Annotated in this window: 18 protein-coding genes and 1 pseudogene; 12 read left to right on the top strand and 7 right to left on the bottom strand. The window is 53.1% G+C overall.

Annotated elements, in window-relative coordinates; genetic code table 11:
• From copD to ACW9IR_RS14795, 9 genes are all read left to right on the top strand, one after another.
• On the top strand, positions 1–870 hold the full coding sequence (gene copD, locus ACW9IR_RS14835) for a copper homeostasis membrane protein CopD (protein WP_457463892.1): 870 nt from the start codon (positions 1–3) through the stop codon (positions 868–870).
• A 59-nt stretch (positions 871–929) separates the two neighbouring features.
• A complete protein-coding gene (locus tag ACW9IR_RS14830) occupies positions 930–1,721 on the top strand; it encodes a transporter substrate-binding domain-containing protein (RefSeq protein ID WP_457463890.1) in 792 nt (263 codons plus the stop codon).
• Positions 1,722–1,978: 257 nt separating this feature from the next.
• Complete coding sequence (locus ACW9IR_RS14825) at positions 1,979–2,674, top strand: WbqC family protein (RefSeq protein WP_102902327.1); 696 nt, start codon at positions 1,979–1,981, stop codon at positions 2,672–2,674.
• A 96-nt stretch (positions 2,675–2,770) separates the two neighbouring features.
• Complete coding sequence (locus tag ACW9IR_RS14820) at positions 2,771–3,406, top strand: methyltransferase domain-containing protein (protein ID WP_457463887.1); 636 nt, start codon at positions 2,771–2,773, stop codon at positions 3,404–3,406.
• On the top strand, positions 3,403–4,068 hold the full coding sequence (locus tag ACW9IR_RS14815; RefSeq protein ID WP_457463885.1) for an acetyltransferase: 666 nt from the start codon (positions 3,403–3,405) through the stop codon (positions 4,066–4,068). The genes ACW9IR_RS14820 and ACW9IR_RS14815 overlap by 4 nt, the downstream gene beginning before the upstream one ends.
• Complete coding sequence (locus tag ACW9IR_RS14810) at positions 4,065–4,991, top strand: hypothetical protein (RefSeq protein WP_457463883.1); 927 nt, start codon at positions 4,065–4,067, stop codon at positions 4,989–4,991. The genes ACW9IR_RS14815 and ACW9IR_RS14810 overlap by 4 nt, the downstream gene beginning before the upstream one ends.
• A complete protein-coding gene (locus ACW9IR_RS14805) occupies positions 4,991–5,365 on the top strand; it encodes an EamA family transporter (protein WP_110720593.1) in 375 nt (124 codons plus the stop codon). The genes ACW9IR_RS14810 and ACW9IR_RS14805 overlap by 1 nt, the downstream gene beginning before the upstream one ends.
• A 32-nt stretch (positions 5,366–5,397) precedes the next feature.
• Entirely contained in the window at positions 5,398–6,525 is a 1,128-nt protein-coding gene (gene rffA / locus ACW9IR_RS14800) for a dTDP-4-amino-4,6-dideoxygalactose transaminase (protein WP_102902322.1), read from the top strand.
• Positions 6,519–8,087, top strand: a complete 1,569-nt coding sequence (locus ACW9IR_RS14795; RefSeq protein WP_457463880.1) for a hypothetical protein — start codon at positions 6,519–6,521, stop codon at positions 8,085–8,087. The genes rffA and ACW9IR_RS14795 overlap by 7 nt, the downstream gene beginning before the upstream one ends.
• Positions 8,088–8,165: 78 nt before the next feature.
• On the opposite strand, the gene ACW9IR_RS14790 is transcribed toward ACW9IR_RS14795, so the two are convergent.
• A complete protein-coding gene (locus ACW9IR_RS14790; protein ID WP_150708031.1) occupies positions 8,166–8,378 on the bottom strand; it encodes a hypothetical protein in 213 nt (70 codons plus the stop codon).
• Positions 8,379–8,497: 119 nt separating this feature from the next.
• On the bottom strand, positions 8,498–8,998 hold the full coding sequence (locus tag ACW9IR_RS14785; protein ID WP_093433799.1) for an Lrp/AsnC family transcriptional regulator: 501 nt from the start codon (positions 8,996–8,998) through the stop codon (positions 8,498–8,500).
• A 119-nt stretch (positions 8,999–9,117) separates the two neighbouring features.
• On the opposite strand from ACW9IR_RS14785, the gene ACW9IR_RS14780 reads away from it, so the two are divergent.
• The 3 genes from ACW9IR_RS14780 to ACW9IR_RS14770 all read left to right on the top strand — a co-directional run bounded on the left by ACW9IR_RS14780 (position 9,118) and on the right by ACW9IR_RS14770 (position 12,797).
• Positions 9,118–10,152, top strand: coding sequence for a histone deacetylase family protein (locus tag ACW9IR_RS14780; protein ID WP_457463878.1), 1,035 nt, complete (start codon positions 9,118–9,120; stop codon positions 10,150–10,152).
• Between the two features lie 49 nt (positions 10,153–10,201).
• Positions 10,202–11,254 carry an ornithine cyclodeaminase gene (locus ACW9IR_RS14775; RefSeq protein ID WP_457463876.1) on the top strand — a complete coding sequence of 351 codons (1,053 nt, stop codon included), beginning with the start codon at positions 10,202–10,204 and terminating at the stop codon, positions 11,252–11,254.
• A 127-nt stretch (positions 11,255–11,381) separates the two neighbouring features.
• On the top strand, positions 11,382–12,797 hold the full coding sequence (locus ACW9IR_RS14770) for an amino acid permease (RefSeq protein WP_457463874.1): 1,416 nt from the start codon (positions 11,382–11,384) through the stop codon (positions 12,795–12,797).
• A gap of 86 nt (positions 12,798–12,883) precedes the next feature.
• On the opposite strand, the gene ACW9IR_RS14765 is transcribed toward ACW9IR_RS14770, so the two are convergent.
• The 5 genes and pseudogenes from ACW9IR_RS14765 to ACW9IR_RS14745 form a co-directional block, all read right to left on the bottom strand.
• Entirely contained in the window at positions 12,884–13,246 is a 363-nt protein-coding gene (locus tag ACW9IR_RS14765) for a DUF6124 family protein (RefSeq protein ID WP_320337504.1), read from the bottom strand.
• A gap of 975 nt (positions 13,247–14,221) precedes the next feature.
• On the bottom strand, positions 14,222–15,397 hold the full coding sequence (locus ACW9IR_RS14760; protein ID WP_457463872.1) for a hypothetical protein: 1,176 nt from the start codon (positions 15,395–15,397) through the stop codon (positions 14,222–14,224).
• A gap of 922 nt (positions 15,398–16,319) precedes the next feature.
• Positions 16,320–17,573 carry a hypothetical protein gene (locus ACW9IR_RS14755; protein WP_457463870.1) on the bottom strand — a complete coding sequence of 418 codons (1,254 nt, stop codon included), beginning with the start codon at positions 17,571–17,573 and terminating at the stop codon, positions 16,320–16,322.
• A gap of 50 nt (positions 17,574–17,623) precedes the next feature.
• Positions 17,624–18,409: pseudogene (locus tag ACW9IR_RS14750) on the bottom strand (nucleoid-associated protein); the annotation flags it as partial.
• Positions 18,410–18,438: 29 nt separating this feature from the next.
• Entirely contained in the window at positions 18,439–18,699 is a 261-nt protein-coding gene (locus ACW9IR_RS14745; protein WP_457463868.1) for a hypothetical protein, read from the bottom strand.
• Positions 18,700–18,704 lie beyond the last annotated feature (5 nt).

Here is an 18,704-nt window from a genome sequence, read left to right as displayed (position 1 = left end):
ATGGCTGAGCTGATCAACATCGTCCTGCGGTTTGCGTTGTATGTGGATTTGCTGCTGGTGTTCGGGCTGGCGTTGTTTGCGCTGTACAGCGCTGGGACGCTGCTGCGGTTTCGACCGCTGTTGCGCGGGATGGCCTTGATCGGGGCGCTGCTGTCAGTGGCGGGTCTGGTGCTGATGACTCGCGCCATGAGCGGCGAAACGGCGCTCGCGGCGCTGTGGCCGCAACTGCAAATGATGCTCCTGGAAACTGACGTCGGGCTGGCGTGGGCAGTGCGGATGATCGCGCTGATCGTGGTGTTGATCAGGCCGGGCGCGTGGCTCGCATCGGTGGCTGGCGCCATCGCCCTCGCCTCTTTGGCCTGGAGCGGGCACGGAGCGATGGACGAAGGAACACTGCAGTTCTGGCATTTTCTCAGCGACATTCTGCACCTGCTCGCGGCGGGCGCGTGGCTGGGTGCGATGCTGGCGCTGGTATTAATGGCGCGGGGGCCGCTCGATGACGCTCGCATTCGTTCGCTGGCGTTCGCGGTTCGGCGCTTTGAGTGGATCGGTGCAGCGATTGTGCTGATGTTGTCGATTACCGGCGTGGTGAATTACCTGTTTATCGTCGGCCCGAGGCTGGATGAAGTCTTGCTCGGCACTTACGGGGTGCTGCTCACGATCAAGGTTTTACTGTTTGCCGGGATGTTGGTGTTGGCGGCGCTGAACCGCTTTCATCTTGGTCCGGCGTTGGCGCAAGCGTTGCGCAATGGACACTATGTCATCGCAGCAAATGCGCTAAAGCGCAGCGTTGTCGTTGAACTGGCAATCGCATTGCTGATCGTGGCGCTGGTGGCGTGGCTAGGCACGTTAAGCCCGGAAGCAGGGTGACACCCGGGAAAGCCTTTCACTACACTGGGCCACCGTCCTTCCCGGAAGCCCCGATCGCAATGACAATTCTAAAAAGCACGATGATCTTCTGCGGCCTACTGACCCTGGCCGCCGGCGCCCATGCCGAGCAAACCCCTTCACACCTCGACAGCATCCAGCAACAAGGCCAGTTGCGCGTGTGCACCACCGGCGACTACAAGCCCTACACCTTCAAACGCCCCGACGGCGATTTCGAAGGCATCGACATCGCCATGGCCCGCTCGCTGGCCGACAGCCTCGGGGTCAAAGTGCAATGGGTGCAAACCACCTGGAAAACCCTGATGCCGGACATGCAGGCCGGCAAGTGCGACATCGGCATGGGCGGCATCTCGGTGACACTCGAAAGGCAGAAAAAAGCCTACTTCAGCAACACCCTCGACACCGACGGCAAGATTCCGCTGGTGCGTTGTGCCGATCAGTCCAAATACCAGACGGTCGAGCAGATCAACCAGCCCAACGTGCGCTTGGTCGAACCTGCCGGCGGCACCAACGAAGCCTTCGTCCACGCCTTCCTGCCCAAAGCGCAACTGGCCCTGCACGACAACGTGACGATCTTCCAGCAACTGCTCGACAACAAGGCCGACGTAATGATCACAGACGCCTCGGAAGCGCTGTATCAGCAGAAACTCAAACCGGGCTTGTGCGCGGTGAATCCGCATCAGTACATGCAATATGGCGAGAAGGCCTATCTGCTGCCGCGCGATGACATCAGTTGGAAACTGTACGTCGATCAATGGCTGCACTTGAGCAAGGTGACCGGTCAATACCAGCACGTGCTTGAACAATGGCTGGCCGTGGCGCCTGCGCAATAAAGCAGCGTTTGCGTTAGCGCCTATCCGGCCCGTCAGCCCTGATCGGGACTCGCCGCCCTTTTCGGGCGAGCCCCGAATGGGCAAAAAACACACGAAAAGAGTGACTGTCAGCCCCCCGCAGCTTAAGATGCAACAAAAAATGACGAAGTATTTGTTTCAAGGATGAATAATATTCTTGCAAGCAAAAGATTAAAAATTCGTTATTACTACAAGTTAGAGTTATTTAATCAAGATTTACCGCCGCAAAGGACAAGTACTTGAAAAAAGTCGCGATACTTCAATCCAACTACATACCGTGGAAAGGGTATTTTGACATGATCGCTGCAGTGGATGAGTTCATCCTGTATGACGACATGCAATATACTCGGCGCGACTGGAGAAATCGCAACCAGATCAAAACTCCTCAAGGCACGCAATGGCTCACTGTACCGGTACTGGTCAAAGGCAAGTATCACCAGAAAATCAGAGAGACCGAAATCGACGGTAGTGACTGGGCGGCCGCACACTGGAAGGCGTTGGTGCAAAACTATAGCCGCGCGCCTTTTTTTCAGGAAATTGCCCAATGGCTTGAGCCTCTGTACCTGGAAAACAATTACACACACCTTTCAGAACTTAACTACCGCTTCATTCAGGCCGTTTGCGAATATCTCAATATAAATACCGTTATTCGTCACTCTTGGGACTACACATTGTCCGAGGGCAAGTCAGAACGCCTTGCAAATCTGTGCGCGCAAGCAGGCGGTAGCGAGTACATCTCTGGCCCGGCGGCAAAAGATTATATCGAACCCAAGGTTTTCGAAGACATGGATATCAAACTGTCCTGGTTCGATTATGCAGGCTATCCGGAATATCCACAGTTGTGGGGTGAGTTCACACACGGCGTTACGATACTTGACCTGCTTTTCAACTGCGGAAAAGAGTCTTGCACAAAAATGAGGTATGTCACTCAATGAAGCTCTCCATTGTAGCGACTCTCTACCAATCGGCTTTGCATTCAGAAGAATTCCATTCCCGTGCCAGCGCCGTTGCCACTCTTGTGAGAAAGATTTATGCAAAGCGATAAAACAACTCTGCTGGGAGAAGTAGCAAGCTACTACTCGGAGAAACTCGCCTTGCATGGCGACACGCCGCGGGGTGTTGACTGGAACGGCGAGCAAGGCCAATCCCTGCGCTTTGAGCAACTTTGCAAAATCATCGACAGTAAGCAGGCATTTTCTGTGTGTGACCTTGGCTGCGGATATGGCGCGCTGGTCGACTATCTGAAAAGCACTGCCCGGACGTTCAACTACCTGGGCGTGGATGTTTCTCAGGAAATGGTAGCGTCGGCGAACCAACGCTATTCGGGCTGCACCGAGACACGATTCATTTGCGCCTCGTCGCCCGACAGTGTTTCGGACTACAGCGTTGCCAGCGGCATCTTCAATGTTCGCCTCGGTCGTTCCGATGAGGAATGGCTGGCTTATCTGGAAGACACCCTTGATACGCTGGACAGGAGCAGTCGACTGGGCTTTTCTTTCAACTGCCTGACTTCTTACTCGGATGAAGAAAAAAAGCGCCCGGATTTGTACTACGCCGATCCTTGCCTGATATTCGATCTGTGCAAACGTCGTTACTCGCGACAGGTCGCCCTGTTGCATGATTACGGACTGTACGAGTTCACTATTTTGGTGAGGAAGACCGGATGAAAACGAAACTGGTAATCTTTGGTTCCGGCGATATTGCACAGCTGGCACATTTTTACTTCAGCACCGACTCCGATTATGAAGTTGTCGCGTTTACCGTAGACAGCGATTATATCGACGAGACCGTTTTTTGCGGATTACCGGTTGTGCCGTTCGAGACCATTAACCAGCAATACCCGGTCGACAGTCACCACATCTTCATTGCCTTGAGTTATTCAAAGCTCAATGCTGTAAGAAAGGAAAAATACCTGGCGGCTCGACACTTGGGCTATACCTTGGCCAGCTATATCAGCAGTCACGCCACGGTATTGAATGACGGTCGAATCGGCGACAACTGCTTTATACTCGAAGACAATACCATTCAGCCTTTTGTGACCATCGGCAACAATGTCACTTTGTGGAGCGGCAATCACATCGGCCATCACTCCACGATCCAGGATCATACGTTCATCGCTTCTCATGTCGTGATTTCCGGCGGAGTCAATATCGGTGAACAATGCTTTATCGGCGTCAACGCCACCCTGCGCGACCATATAACGATAGAAGCCAAATGCGTGGTCGGTGCCGGGACTTTGCTGCTGTCGGACGCCGAACCGGAAGGCGTATACATAGGGACCGCCACTGAACGCTCCAGAGTTCCAAGCAGCAAACTGAGAAAGCTATGAAGTCGACCTGGAAAAAACTCGGCCAGTTATTTACGGTCGAGGGTGAACCCCGCCATCCCAAACTGACCTCTCATGCGGCCAACCCGTTGCCCGTACATTTATACGATGACGTCTTTCGGGTCTTTTTCAGTAGCCGAGATTGCACCAACCGCTCTTCCGTGGGTGCGGTAGACATTGATATCGAGCAACGCAAAATCATCAAGGAACATCCGCAGCCGTTTTTTGAACATGGACCACAAGGCAGTTTTTTTGCTGACGGTGTCAGTATCGGTAACTGCTACTCCGTGAACGGCGTGCGCTATATGCTTTTCATGGGATGGCAAGCGCCAAGTGACCAGCACTGGAGAGGTGACATCGGGCGTCTGGTGGTCAATGCCGATGCCAGCACCCTGACACTCGCCAGCCAGACGCCCTTCATGAGCGCCGACGCACACGACCCTGTCAGCCTGTCCTACCCGTGGGTGGAAGACGATGGTCGCGGCGGTTATGACATGTGGTATGGCTCGACCCGGACCTGGGATGCCGGGAACGGTGAAATGGTCCATGTCATCAACTCGGCACACTCCATCGATGGCGAGCGCTGGCAACGGACCGGACTTGCAGTGCCGTTCGAAATCAATGTTGCCCAGGCTTTCTCACGTCCCACTGTTGCCAAAAACCCACTGGGCGGCCTGGAGATGTGGTTCTCCTACCGCAGCGGCGCCGGAGAAAGTTACCGGATCGGCTATGCAACCACCGATGCAGGCAAACAGTGGAGGCTGGCACTGGAGGAAACAGGTATTGGTGTTTCTGCGCAAGGCTGGGATTCGGAAATGATCGAATACCCGTTCGTGTTTGATCATAAAGGCAACAGATACATGCTCTACAACGGAAACGGATATGGCAAAACCGGCTTTGGTCTTGCCATTCTGGAGAGACACTAATGGCTCGCCTGTTCGACTACACCTATATTTTGGCGACCATTTTATTCACTGTTTACGGACAACTCATCCTTAAATGGAGAATTGGCAAATATGGTGCGCTACCAGCGGATCCAATTGCCAAGTTAAAGTTTCTGTTTTACTTGTTTCTTGACCCGCTCATTATTTCCGGCTTCTTTGCAGGTTTTTTGGCATCGCTCGCATGGATGGCGGCCATGACCAAATTTGAGCTCAGTCATGCCTATCCTTTCATGAGTCTCAACTTCGTTATTGTATTGCTGCTCAGTGGCTGGCTACTCAGCGAGCCCATGACTCTCCAAAAATCAATCGGCGTCGCCCTCATTATTGCGGGAACGATTGTGGCTGCACGTGGCTAATCAAGTAATCGTCGATTCAACGGACAATTAAAATGACTCAGCGTATTCCCTTCAATTGGCCACACATGACCGGCAAAGAGCTCTACTACATTGCCGAGTCCCACTTCAATGGACGCCTGGCCGGCGACGGTCCGTTCACCAAGCGCTGCCATAACTGGCTCGAAGAAAGAACCGGCTGCAACAAGGCATTGTTGACTCACTCATGTACAGCAGCGCTGGAAATTTCGGCACTGTTACTCGATATCGAGCCGGGCGATGAAATCATCATGCCCTCTTATACCTTCGTGTCGACGGCCAACGCTTTTGTTCTCAGAGGTGGCGTACCGGTTTTTGTCGATATCCGTGAAGACACACTCAATATCAATGAAGCCCTGATCGAGTCGGCCATCACCTCTCGAACCAAAGCCATCGTACCTGTGCACTATGCCGGCGTTGCTTGCGAAATGGACAGCATCATGGCGCTCGCACGGCGCTACAACCTCAAAGTTGTGGAAGATGCCGCGCAAGGCGTAATGGCCACCTATAAAGGTCGGGCGCTGGGAAGTATCGGCGACTTGGGGGCCTACAGCTTCCATGAAACGAAAAATGTCATTTCCGGGGAAGGCGGCGCCCTGCTCGTGAATGATCCCGCAATGGCGCTGCGCGCTGAAATAATCAGAGAAAAGGGAACGGATCGAAACCGCTTCTTCAGAGGCGAAGTCGATAAATACACGTGGCAGGAAGTGGGTTCCTCTTTCCTCCCGGGCGAGTTGATTGCCGCGTTTCTCTGGGCCCAACTCGAAGAAGCGGATCGAATCACCCAAAAGCGCCTGGCAAGCTGGAACAGATACCACGAAGCACTTGCGCCTCTCGAAGCCAAAGGCATTCTTCGGCGCCCCATCATTCCTGAAGATTGCCAACACAACGCTCACATGTACTACGTATTGCTGGCGGAAGACATCGACCGACAAACCGTCTTGAATACGTTCAAAAGTCAGGAAATCAGCTCCGTCTTTCATTACATCCCGCTGCATTCGTCCCCGGCCGGGCAACGGTATGGCCGAGTGCATGGTGATATGACAGTCACCGACTTCCAGTCCGAGCGCCTGGTACGCCTGCCTCTCTGGGTCGGCATCACTGAAGAGCAACAAAACCGGGTAGTCGAGATTCTTGCATGCTGAACCGCTGGACACTTCCAGGCCAACAAGCGCTTTGCTGGCTTGCCGTCATATTCGCTGTAGGTTTCCCCCGCATCATGGTGTTAGGCGATTTGCCCTCAACGGACGAGGGTGTTTTCGCCTATTTTTCACAGATCATGTTTTCCAGCGTCGCTTCCGGATCCGGACTGCCGGATACCGGCACATTGATGCTCTACCCCATGCTTGTATCCTGGATATTTGACCTGCCCTTCAACCACTTCTTTTTACTGCGCATCACAGATCTGATCGCAGCAATCACAGCGGGTGTACTTTTTTACAGAATCATCGAAAAAGAATCTCAAAGCCATTTGGCAGCGGCGTTGATATCGATCATTTTCCTATTCACGATGAATCAACCGCTATTTATCCAGTCCGGTTTCAAAAACAGCATTTACGCGGCATACATCCCACTGTTCATTGCATTACTCTGGTCTCGCACCGCTGAACAAGGCGCTCGAACCTGGCTGTGGATCGGTGCATTGGGTGCTGTGTCGATTCTGCTGCGGGAAACCTTTATACCCTTTGTTGTATTGGGGGCCGCGTCTGTCCTCGTTTCTCGTGGCTGGAAGACATTCTTTCGATTTTCGTTCGGCGTCGTTCTGGGAGGCGTCGTTCTGACGGCAGCGGCACTGATTTTACGTGGCGGGTTTCAATCTTTCGTCGATGGCTATGTAAACGCTGGCGACTTCTACACCTCAATGAAAGATCAAATAACGTCACTGCTCATCGCAAACGGTACGCTCGCGGCGAAGCAAAGTGTCATAGCACTGTGGCTGGCTGGCCTGGCCGTCGCCGGACTGCTTGGCCACATTATTTACAATCGCCGATTTGATGTTCTGAAACGCCTGTTGTTCTGGATAAGCGTCGCTACCGTACCGCTGCTGGAGCCTCTGTCAAAAATCGGCTTCCCTTATCACTTCAGTGTTTGCCTGCCAGGACTGGCCGGCCTTTGCGCGCTGTCGTGGGAGCAACTGGTCAGCCCTCACTCCAAGGCTGTAAAAGCAGCAGCAGTGGCAGCGCTTATCGCAGTATGCGCAACCTTGCTCCAGAGCAAAGTTCCGCCGTTGCTGAACGCCTTCGCAGCCAATAAAGAAAATCTGCGGGGTTTCAACAGCAACACCTGGCGTCCAGAGGCCATTGCTCAATCCAACTATCTGTTAGCCGCCGATGCCATCGCCAAGGTCGCGCCTGCTCACGGAACACTGGGTATCAGCGGTTTCATGTTTTCACTCTTTCCCCTCACGGGATTACTGCCTTCCAGCTACGAATCCAGTCACTTGAGCGCGATGGTCATAAAGTACGGACTGGATGAATCAGCTTTCAAAAACGCACTGGCGGCCTGTCCTCCGGATATCGTCATGACGACTACCAGAACTGACTTTCCCGGCTCGGACATCATTGCCAACGCGATTGAACACTCTGGTCTCTACACTGCAGTCACGACCATTCCAGTCTCCCCCGAGAAGTCATACGGAACATTTGCCGGCACTGTTTACAAAAGAACCGGCCAGAGCAATGTGCCGCGCTCATCCTCTTGCCTATAAGGCATATAGGCTTTCTGCAAGCACTGCCTGAGAAGGCATCGAAACGTAAAAAGGGCGCCCCCGGGGCGCCCTTTTCATTCAGTCATCATGCAACATCCCGGAACTGTACTGATTGAGACTGCTGCCGATACTGTTGCCACCAAACTTCAAGATATTGGCGTTGTGCCCCTCCGGCGACTGACAGTCGCTGGAGAAACAACTGGTAGTGGTCAAACCACCCGCTCCGGAACAGGCACTCAACACCGATACTGCAGCAGCAATCAACAGCACTTTGACAACATTGGCGCTCATGGCACGATTCCCCTCGGGATGAACTGCGACGATCTTGTCTCAGCAGACTAGGCCTGCTTCGCAAGCGGCAAGATGAAACTTTGCTGATCGACAGCCGCGGTTCAGCATCGCCTGCCCGTTCAATCTTTTCCCGGTTTGGGAATCGCAATCCGGCTCCCAGTCTTGACCTCGCGCAACGCCAGACTCGACTGAATCGAGGCAATCCCCACCTGACGCCTGAGCACCTGCTCGATGAAGTCGCTGTAGCTATCAAGATCTTCCGCCAACACCTGCAGCACATAATCGGCATCGCCGGTGATCTTGTGGCAGGCCACCACCTGCGGCAATTGCGCAATCACCGCCTCGAAGGCGTCCGGTGCGTGGTCGGCATGGGTGGAAAAACGAATGTGCACGAACGCCATGATATCCAGCCCGAGCATTCGCCGATCGAGGTTGGCCTGATAGCCCTTGATCACCCCGGCCTCCTCCATGCGCTTGCGCCGCCGCCAGCACGGCGTAAGGCTCAGCGACAGCCGCTCACTGAGTTCAGCGTTGGAAATACTGGCGTCTTCCTGCAACAACTCAAGAATCGCCAGGTCGGTCTCGTCGAGGCTGATGCGTTTGGATATTTTTTTCTGCATGACGCCATTCCTGAGTAAAAACGCCCGATTAATTCATCAAACAACGAACACAAAGCAAAGAAAGCGCAGCCCAGCCGGAACAGAATATTTGCACTGGCTAACAATAACGGATGCGCAGAATGTTTACAGTTTTCAGTGATTCCCACCGTTTGCACCACGGCACCGAATTGAAAGACGGCGTGCTCAAACCGTCGTTCGAACAACCGAGTCGGGCCGACACCGTGCACAACCGCGTCAAACAGGTCGGCCTTGGGCAGATCGTCGAACCGCGCGCGTTTGACCGCTCGTGCTACGTCAACGCGCACAGCGAGCGCTACGTCAGTTTTCTCGAAACTGCCTGGGGCGAATGGTGCGCAACCGGTCGCACCCACGACGCCTTGCCACTGGTGTGGCCAGTGCGCGATCTGGCCGGCGATCAAGTGCCAACGTTCATCGACGGCAAGCTCGGCTTCTTTGCCATGGATGCCGGTTCGCCGATTACCGCGACGACCTGGCAAGCGGTGAAAACCAGCGCCGACATCGCCCTCACCGGCCTGGCCCTGCTCGATGAAGGCCACGACAGCGCCTTCGCCCTGTGCCGCCCGCCCGGCCATCACGCCGCGCGCGAATACATGGGCGGTTATTGCTACCTCAACAACGCCGCGATTGCCGCGCAGCAAGCCATCACCCAGGGCGCCAAACGTGTCGCGGTGCTGGACGTCGACTTCCATCACGGCAACGGCACACAGAACATTTTCTACCAGCGCAGCGACGTCATGTTCGTCTCGTTGCACGGCGAACCGGCGGTGTCCTATCCGTACTTCTCGGGCTACAGCCATGAAGTCGGCGCGGGTGTCGGCGAAGGTTACAACCTCAACTATCCCCTGCCGAAAAACACCACCTGGGAGAGCTACCGCAACGCCCTGCTCCACGCCTGCAAAAAGCTCCAGCAGTTCGCGCCTGAAGTGCTGGTGATTTCCCTCGGTGTCGACACGTTCAAGGACGACCCCATCAGCCACTTCCTGCTGGAAAGCGAGGACTTCATCGGCATCGGTGAACTGATCGCCAGCGTCGGCTGCCCGACCCTGTTCGTCATGGAGGGCGGCTACATGGTCGATGAGATCGGCATCAATGCCGTCAACGTGCTGCACGGTTTCGAGAGCAAACGCAACTGAGCCGGCCCGCGCTCTACAACCTTCAATGACTGGATCGGAGAATAAGACCATGACGCTTTTTATTGATGTCGATGATGCTGCACGCCTGTTCACCCAGGTCGGTATCCGCCGCGCCATCCGCGAAATGGCCGGCTACATCGAAGCGGACTACGCACGCTGGGCGCAGTTTGATAAATCGCCGCGCACGGCCAACCACTCGGCAGACGGCGTGATCGAGTTGATGCCCACCGACGACGGCCAGCAGTACTCGTTCAAATACGTCAACGGCCACCCGAACAATGGCCAGCAGAACTTGCTGACGGTCATGGCCTTCGGTCTGCTGGCCGACGTGCAGAGTGGCTATCCGACGTTGCTCAGCGAACTGACCTTGACCACCGCCGTGCGCACCGCCGCAACCTCGGCGCTGGTGGCGAAATCGCTGGCTCGTCCGGATTCGACCTCGATGGCCCTGATCGGCAACGGTGCGCAGAGTGAATTCCAGGCGCTGGCCTTTCATGAAATGTTGGGCATCCGCGAAATCCGCATTTTCGATATTGATCGCGACGCGTCCCTCAAGTTGAAGCACAACCTCGCGGCGTTCCCGGACATCGACGTGATTCTGGCCAGCTCGGTGAAGGGCGCGGTCAAGGGCGCGGACATCGTCACCACGGTCACCGCCGACAAAGCTTACGCAACCATTCTGACGCCCGAAATGATCGAGCCCGGCATGCACATCAACGCGGTCGGCGGTGACTGCCCGGGTAAAACCGAACTGCATGCCGACATCCTGCGCAACGCCCGGGTCATCGTCGAGTTCGAGCCGCAAACGCGCATTGAAGGCGACATTCAGCAACTGGCAGCCGACTCCCCGGTGATCGAGTTTTTCCGCATTGTGCTGGGCGAAGTCGCCGGACGCGAAAACGATGCGCAGGTAACGGTCTTCGATTCGGTGGGTTTTGCCCTGGAAGACTTTTCCTCACTGCGCTACCTCAACGACCTCGCTCAGGCGCAACAAATCGGCCAGCGCATCCACCTGGTGCCGACGCCGGCCAACATCAAAAACCTCTTCCAGCTGCTTGATACGCAACCGGCCAAAACCTCGCGTCTGCGCACCGTCAGTTGATCGCTAATCGCCGCCCCCCAGCCACAGGGGGCGATTCACTTTGTGATTAGCCGCTGTACCTCTAACAAGAACGCTCGACACCTACTTTCTGCCAAAACTCAAAAACATAAAATCAAGAGGTTTTGCAATGAAATCGACCCCTTCCGGGCTGCCTGAACAGCCCGCGCTGCAGCGTACGCTCAGCAATCGTCACATCCAATTGATGGCCATGGGCGGTGCCATCGGAACCGGCCTGTTCATGGGCTCCGGAAAGATCATCGCGCTCTCCGGAACCTCGATCATCCTCATCTACATGATCATCGGCCTGTTCGTGTTTTTCGTCATGCGCGCCATGGGCGAAATGCTCCTGTCCAACCTCAACTTCAAAACCTTCGCCGATTTCGCCGGTGCCTACCTCGGACCGCGCGCAGCATTCTTCCTCGGCTGGTCGTACTGGCTGAGCTGGAGCGTGGCGGTGATCGGCGATGCCGTTGTAGTCGGCGGCTTCTTCCAGTACTGGTTCCCCGACGTACCGGCGTGGATACCCGCCGTCGGCATGCTGGCAACGCTGTTCGCGCTAAACGTGCTGACCGTCAGGCTGTTCGGTGAAGTGGAATTCTGGTTCGCGATCATCAAGATCATCGCCGTCGTAACCCTGATCGGCGTCAGCACCGTGCTGATCGCCAGCTCGTTCGTCTCGCCCAGTGGCGTCACCGCGTCCCTGAGTCACCTGGTGGACAAACAGGCGGCGTTCCCCAACGGTTTGTTCGGCTTCTTCGCCGGATTTCAAATGGCGATCTTCTCCTTCGCCGGCACCGAACTGATCGGCACCGCCGCCGCCGAAACCCGCTCGCCAGAGAAGACCCTGCCCAAAGCGATCAACTCGATTCCGCTGCGGATCATCCTGTTCTACGTCCTGGCACTGACCTGCATTATTGCCGTGACCTCGTGGCAACAGGTTTCTCCAGTCAAAAGCCCCTTTGTCGAACTGTTCCTCGTCGCCGGGTTTCCCGCAGCCGCCGGCATCGTCAACTTCGTGGTCCTGACCTCGGCGGCCTCCTCGGCCAACAGCGGCGTGTTTTCATCAAGCCGCATGCTGTTCGGGCTGGCCAACCAAGACAACGCCCCCGGCATATTCCGCCGACTGTCGAGCAACAGCGTGCCACTGCTGAGCCTGGCGTTCACCACACTGTTGATGCTGGTCGGCGTACTGGTGCTGTTCATCGTGCCGGAAGTCATGACCGCGTTCACCATCGTCTCCACCGTGTCGGCGATTCTGGTGATCTTCACCTGGTCGACCATCCTCGCGTCTTACATCGCCTACCGGAAAAAACGCCCGGATCTGCATGCGAAATCGGCTTACAAGATGCCCGGCGGTGTGCCGATGGCTTGGTTCTCGTTGGCGTTTTTGGGGTTTGTGCTGGGGTTACTGGCGTTACGGCCTGATACGCGGATTGCGTTGATGGTCATGCCGGGGTGGTTTGTTTGGCTGGGGATTGCTTACCAGTTGACGCGGATGAGGAAGCCGAAATCTGCGGTTGAGTCGGCGGGTCAGTTTGGCTAGATCTGCAAGAGAAAGCCGTCACTTGGAAGTGACGGCTTTTTGTTATCAGTGAACGAGCATTTCACCTGCCCCTGGCGGGACAGGCTTTACGCCTTCACCTCAACGTTATCCAACGCCTGATTCACCGCCAACTCACCCAACATCACCACCTGCGCAATGCCCAGCGCGGTTTTGCGGTGCGAGGGTTCAAGCGTCGCAGCGAAGTTGTTGAGCATTTCCGAGGCGGAACTCAGCGTCTCACTGGCATTGGCCAGCAGGGATTCCGAGTCGTACTTCGGATTGGCGAGGTACATGCGCTCGGGCTCGTTGACGCTGGCCATGATGTGGCCGGCGGGAAGGAGGTAGTGATCGAGCGCGCGCTCGGCGGCTTCGTGGAGTTTTTTGGGGTTGAGGGATTCGTAGGGGGATGCGGGATCGGTTTCTGGTGGGTTGGGCGTTACTTTGAACATAGATGGAACTCCAGCACTAAAAAATTGGAGCCATCCACTCTCGCTACCAAACGAAGGGTGGTGACCATACACAGGTTGGTAGACCGGAGCACTGGAACCGGCGCTTCCGAAGAAGCCCTGAGCATGGCCACCATAATCCAGGCGCAAAAATGCGACTGCATGAGGTGACGCGATGCATCAGTGCTGCGGGTCTACCAAACCCGATCACTGGATTTCAGTGACCAAGGAACGATAGAACCCGCTAGCTAGACGCACAAGCCGGCGGATTCTGTCTTAGGTGTAGGGGGTGGCGCAAGGTGGTGTAGGCTAAGGACTGCAGCAGCAGACTTCATTTAAACAGACACGTATTTTCCGTTTGGAAAGGCTTTACTGGCACGCTGATTGATCCAAATACTGTGCAACAGCACAGAGAGCACTGCGCTCCTTTTTCAAGAGCTGTCCGTCGCTCTGATGATGGATTGGGCGTAGCCCCTCGCTTGCACCCCAGCCAGCCTAGCTTATCCCTCAAGCAGATCTTGCTTTGTAGCAATTTCTAAGCATGCACCAACTACCACCCACCCAGGGCATTATCGGTACAATGCTTTGCTTTTTTGAAACACGTTGGTTGGTACACCGATCGGTACGCGGTACAGTTCGCCGTAAATGGTGGGGCGGCCCGGCGAACCACGCCTAGCCTAACCTGCGGGGGACAGTCGCAGTGGCTGTCCCTTAATGAACCTGGTAACAGCCGTCCTTAGTGCATTCGCCGAAGTTAACGTGGTCACCTTGCTTTCTGAGAAGGCAGTCGGCTTTGCCCGCGTCGCCACTGAGTTGGCTCTTGCAGTTAGTGCAACTCGATTGGCCGTTTATGGTCTCTTTCGATCCGATCGATGCAATACGAGTTGCTTTCAAACAGGCCCGCAGGAGCAGGAGCTGGAACAGGGTCGGCTTGGCAGGCGGGAAGCAATAGCAGGCTAAGGAGAGCAATCGTCTTTCTCATTGCCAACCACCAGTTTGTGTAATCGCCACAATCTCCGGCAGCAGGCACTTGATCATGTCTCCGAAAATCTTTTTGAGACCGCTAGTAATTGCACCCTTGAAGGTTTCATAAGCAACGGTGAAGTTCTCCGTGGCGTAGAACACGATAGCCGCCAATAAAGCTGAAGCAACGATTACCTCGATAACGACCTTCTTTGTGTACTCATCGAAATTCTGGGGAGCATGCGCCAGCAATGCATAGAGCACGATGGTCGCCATGCGATAGCGCAGCACTGGGTACGTCAGCGTGATGTGAACGCAGCCGATCTTGAAAGTAGCCGTTATCCACTCGATCTTGATTTGCGGGTAGCTGAATATTTCAGCGATTTTGATTGGATCCTCTCGCGTCAACATCCCGCAATCGGCGGGACCGTTTAGGACCACTACCCCCTCGTAGACCTTGTCAACTGTGGCGGAATCGTTGGGGTCAGTCGCTTCTACTTCGCGTACTGGATCTCTTGCAGCTATTGGGGGCGTTACGTCCGGCCCAAGCTCCGTCACTACGGTGCGATACCCGCCGTTCTCAAGGGTCTGGCACATATCGGCATTATTAATCTTCGATTTGGAATTCAGCTCGGTGTTTCCACACTGCCCATTTTTTGATGCCTCCCAGTCTGTTGGCTTCGCCTGCTTTAACGTGCCACGGTTTGCCTTAGTGATGACATAGAACACGCTCACTAGGTATTGGTCGCGCCTTATCGGGTTCATTGCCCGAGTAGCCAACTGGTCAGCGATCTCGTCCGCGCTCTGTTTCAGAGGGTTGAAGGTGGCCAAAATCGCCTGCATGTCGCTGATGATTGAGTCATCACCTTTCCTAACGAATAGTTGTGCATACAACTGAACTGTGACGTCGTAGCTGACCGGAACGGCTTTGATACTCGAACTGATTAGCGACTGCCTTTCAAATACGTCGAAACGACATGCCACCTCCCCAACCAGCTCAGTCAGCGGATTTTTGTCCACATCGAGAAAAGGACCGAGTGATTTCTGTGCGGCTGGACCTGGCACAAGAACGAGATCGGGATCGTCGGCTCCCGGAGCGGGCGAGTTATAGATTAGGTTGTCCCGATCTTTCAAAAACCTACGAACGTTCGGGACAGAAAAATCCGCGTTGCACTGGAAGTTAAAGGCCATGAGAACTCTCCGCTTTCGTTTTTGATGGAGCGGGCGTTTCGAATACATGACTGCGGGGCACCAGGTCCCGCATTGACAGGCTGAAGCATAGGTTGAATTTCCGCAGAGTGTAGTGAACAGCCTAAAACTGGCTAAATCGGGCTATTGAGAACAGTCCGATCTTGTGTCTTAGATCAGCAGCCACTAGTCGCCCATACCTTTCCCAAGGGCAGCATGGGTCGTGAGCAGGCGCTCGGGGGTAGGGATTCGAACCCCTTCGATCCTCCTCCTATACCGCTGTAGACCGCTAAAAACGGCTATCTAACAACATTTAAGAGGCATGCTGCGGCCTATAGCGGCTCTGGATTTGCCCTAAATATGCCCTAAACTCGCGCCGAGTTCGCAGCACCATAGCCGCGTCCGATGTCCCCATCGACGGATTTCACTTCTCGCCCTATTGCAGAACCGACTTTCTGGAATTAGCATCGGTTCCATTCCAAGGTGTAAGCCCGCCAAGTCTCACGAGGACGATTCTGGGCAGATCTTCATCTTCTCCAGATCGATCTCTGGGTTGCTTTGAATCAGCCGGGAACTCAACTTCAAATACTGATTTGGGTACCGACCAATGTTAAAGCACCTCGCGGACTGCTTAAGAATTATTGCAACATCGCCACAGCTACGACTTCTCTTGTTCCCCATATCATTCTCTATTCCAATCTTATCTTTTGCTGTGCTTATCTGGGTATATCACATTAATTAGCCACAAGCACGCAGCTGCTTTTCGCCGATTGCTGAGAGCTTTCGGTAAAGGCAGCGACTGGATTATTAATGTAGGGAAAGGATAGGGATAGAAATTCTAACCACTTCTAGCATTCTAGCTGTCCGCAGTGTAAAAGTAATACGTTCGGCACCATCTGAAGGGTTCTCGCGGCGTATACCGCTTTTAATTCTGCATTAAATAATTAGCCCACAACGTAGATACAAAAACCCCTACCCATTCAAGCAACCATAAAAACCAAAACTTAGCAGAACCAGCTACAAATAACAAAAAATCATACAACGGCGGCGTCTTCAATATATAAACATAAAAAGTCACAAAAAACAGAATGCTGGCCAACCCCAGAATAACCTTAGATACTCTGATATTAAAAATACAGGACGCCTTGAGGGCTGTAAAAATCGACTCAACCTCATTAAATATTCGCGGCAACTCCACCTTAAATCGTTTTTCCTTCGATTCTATCTCCGACTTAATAGATGTCAATGCAACCAACTGACTCAATATCAACCAAACAATTATCAAGGTAAAAAAAGCAGCGGAAAAAATTATCGAAGCGTTGATTAAAATATAGTTCTGCTCGCCCACGTTTTTCAGCTGACTAGTGGCCAATATCGTGGACACTGGAATTGCTAGCAGTTTACCCTGTATTCCTGATAGTAATGCGTTTAGCTTTACGTTGAACTCGCGCTTTTGCTCATAAAGCTTCTCTTGATCATTCTGAAAAGAAAAACTAGCCACAAACAAGTCATAATTATTACGCGCAACCAGCACAATTTCTAATGCATGTTTAAGAAGATGCCGCAGACGCATTTCTAAATCGCAAGAACGCATGGCCTCAGCTATGGCATTACGCACTATCCGCTCTTTTTCACTGGAATGAATGCTATCGCTAAATAACTCATCTAAGACCTTAAGCGCTTCCTGAATTTCCACTGACACACTTTCCAAGTAATCAGACTCTGATTTGAAAGGTATGCATGTTTTCCCATTATGGGTTCGCACTACGTAATTTCTACTACTTCCATCACGCTCAGTTATATGGTGCTGGTCAAGTGACATAACAAATTTTTTAGCAAAAATTAATCTTTCTATTACTGCAGGATATTCCGTTCCGCTTGCGTCCCAAGACTTATACAATGGATCTGCAAATGCATAGTTTTCTGGTAAAGCATGCAAATTGTAGAAACGGAGTAGATCGTTCGGACTCCGCACCAGACAACAGTGAGCACCTTTTGGCAAGTCTATAGAAACTTCAAAAATATCAATGCTGTTCAAATCCGCAACATGCTGACCTTTTTTCTTAAGGCTAACTTCCGTATGAGGACTATCAATAAGCGCCTTGATCAGAACAACCGCTTTCTGACTGAAAGCCTGCTCGCAAACTATACAAGATGGGTGCCACTCAAACGCGGCCAAGTCCAATAGCTTGAATATTCTATCGATATCTTTCAGTTCTTCTGAGCTAGTCATTTTATTGGTATAAGTTTCAAAGTTGCAGCAGGAGCTTCGGCGATTTCTATGTTGCCATTATCATTCTGAAAAATCAGACCATCCTCGATTGCAGACTGCTCAAAGGACAATGTGTATTGCTTCTTTGGCCCAATGACCTTGTACTTCATCAATGATTTCAAAAACTGAGTAACTGGAACAAATTCGGCTGGTATCTCCAACTTGTTCACTTTCAGATATTCAATGAATTTCTCAGGCGCATCCGGCTCAATCAAATTGGCTACAGCACTTAAGGTTATTGCGAGACTATTAGCGGCTTGGCTTTCAGCCCAATCCTGTATTGCTCTTCTTGCTGCTAATGCACCGTCCTCATCTTTGAAGGATTCACAATAGCTTTTAACCGCCGCGACAATCTCCTTGGTGTGTTTCGATGGATCGTGATACTGGGACTCATCGATATTCAAAAGGCTTTTAAAATAACCAACTACTGTATCGAGCCGGTTTTTTCCTTTTAGAAAAGCGACGTGTCGCTCACGCTCAACCTCATCTTTTGACAACCAACGCCCGACATGAATATCAGCGGCAAAATGTAGCTTATCTGTACCGAGAGTAACGACCTCTTCAAGCTCCATCGCCGCATTAATACCGATACCTTTCTGGTCCTTTATAAGAACAAGCATTAAATGCCGCTCTTCCTCTATTATGTAATCTATAATCGTCAAATAACCGCCAGTGGAGAGTGGAGCTTCTTCCATTTTATCAGCGAGCTTTTCCATCATCATTATAGAATAATCATAGAAAACCGAGTTATCCTCTGGCTTCGCCGTATCACCTAAGTACTTGCGTGTTTTAGTTTCGAACCAGCTACCGTTTCGATACCTGCAAAAGCAACACTTGCTTCACCGTTGAAACTCTTAAGAATGCTCGCAGCCAGCGTATTGACTTTCTCATCAGGTAAGACCATAGCTTCATGCCTTGGCGATGTCCGCACCAGCTTCTGGCCCTGTACGCTAATAAGCTTGTGAAAAACGAAACGCTGCACGATAGGATTAATGTCCTGAGTGCTTGATTCTGGTTTTTTTTCAGTAGCCATTTGAA

It is taken from the genome of Pseudomonas sp. SDT291_1_S447, assembly GCF_054070155.1.
The sequence above is the reverse complement of the archived record's forward strand: the minus strand, read 5'-3'. Positions and strand labels throughout refer to the sequence as shown.

Coding starts and splice junctions, on each gene's coding strand:
- rffA (WP_102902322.1), top strand. CDS start 5,398: ATGACTCAGCGTATTCCCTTCAATTGGCCACACATGACCGGCAAAGAG.
- copD (WP_457463892.1), top strand. CDS start 1: ATGGCTGAGCTGATCAACATCGTCCTGCGGTTTGCGTTGTATGTGGAT.
- ACW9IR_RS14775 (WP_457463876.1), top strand. CDS start 10,202: ATGACGCTTTTTATTGATGTCGATGATGCTGCACGCCTGTTCACCCAG.
- ACW9IR_RS14815 (WP_457463885.1), top strand. CDS start 3,403: ATGAAAACGAAACTGGTAATCTTTGGTTCCGGCGATATTGCACAGCTG.
- ACW9IR_RS14830 (WP_457463890.1), top strand. CDS start 930: ATGACAATTCTAAAAAGCACGATGATCTTCTGCGGCCTACTGACCCTG.
- ACW9IR_RS14765 (WP_320337504.1), bottom strand. CDS start 13,246: ATGTTCAAAGTAACGCCCAACCCACCAGAAACCGATCCCGCATCCCCC.
- ACW9IR_RS14780 (WP_457463878.1), top strand. CDS start 9,118: ATGTTTACAGTTTTCAGTGATTCCCACCGTTTGCACCACGGCACCGAA.
- ACW9IR_RS14770 (WP_457463874.1), top strand. CDS start 11,382: ATGAAATCGACCCCTTCCGGGCTGCCTGAACAGCCCGCGCTGCAGCGT.
- ACW9IR_RS14820 (WP_457463887.1), top strand. CDS start 2,771: ATGCAAAGCGATAAAACAACTCTGCTGGGAGAAGTAGCAAGCTACTAC.
- ACW9IR_RS14785 (WP_093433799.1), bottom strand. CDS start 8,998: ATGCAGAAAAAAATATCCAAACGCATCAGCCTCGACGAGACCGACCTG.
- ACW9IR_RS14745 (WP_457463868.1), bottom strand. CDS start 18,699: ATGGCTACTGAAAAAAAACCAGAATCAAGCACTCAGGACATTAATCCT.
- ACW9IR_RS14810 (WP_457463883.1), top strand. CDS start 4,065: ATGAAGTCGACCTGGAAAAAACTCGGCCAGTTATTTACGGTCGAGGGT.
- ACW9IR_RS14795 (WP_457463880.1), top strand. CDS start 6,519: ATGCTGAACCGCTGGACACTTCCAGGCCAACAAGCGCTTTGCTGGCTT.
- ACW9IR_RS14805 (WP_110720593.1), top strand. CDS start 4,991: ATGGCTCGCCTGTTCGACTACACCTATATTTTGGCGACCATTTTATTC.
- ACW9IR_RS14760 (WP_457463872.1), bottom strand. CDS start 15,397: ATGGCCTTTAACTTCCAGTGCAACGCGGATTTTTCTGTCCCGAACGTT.
- ACW9IR_RS14790 (WP_150708031.1), bottom strand. CDS start 8,378: ATGAGCGCCAATGTTGTCAAAGTGCTGTTGATTGCTGCTGCAGTATCG.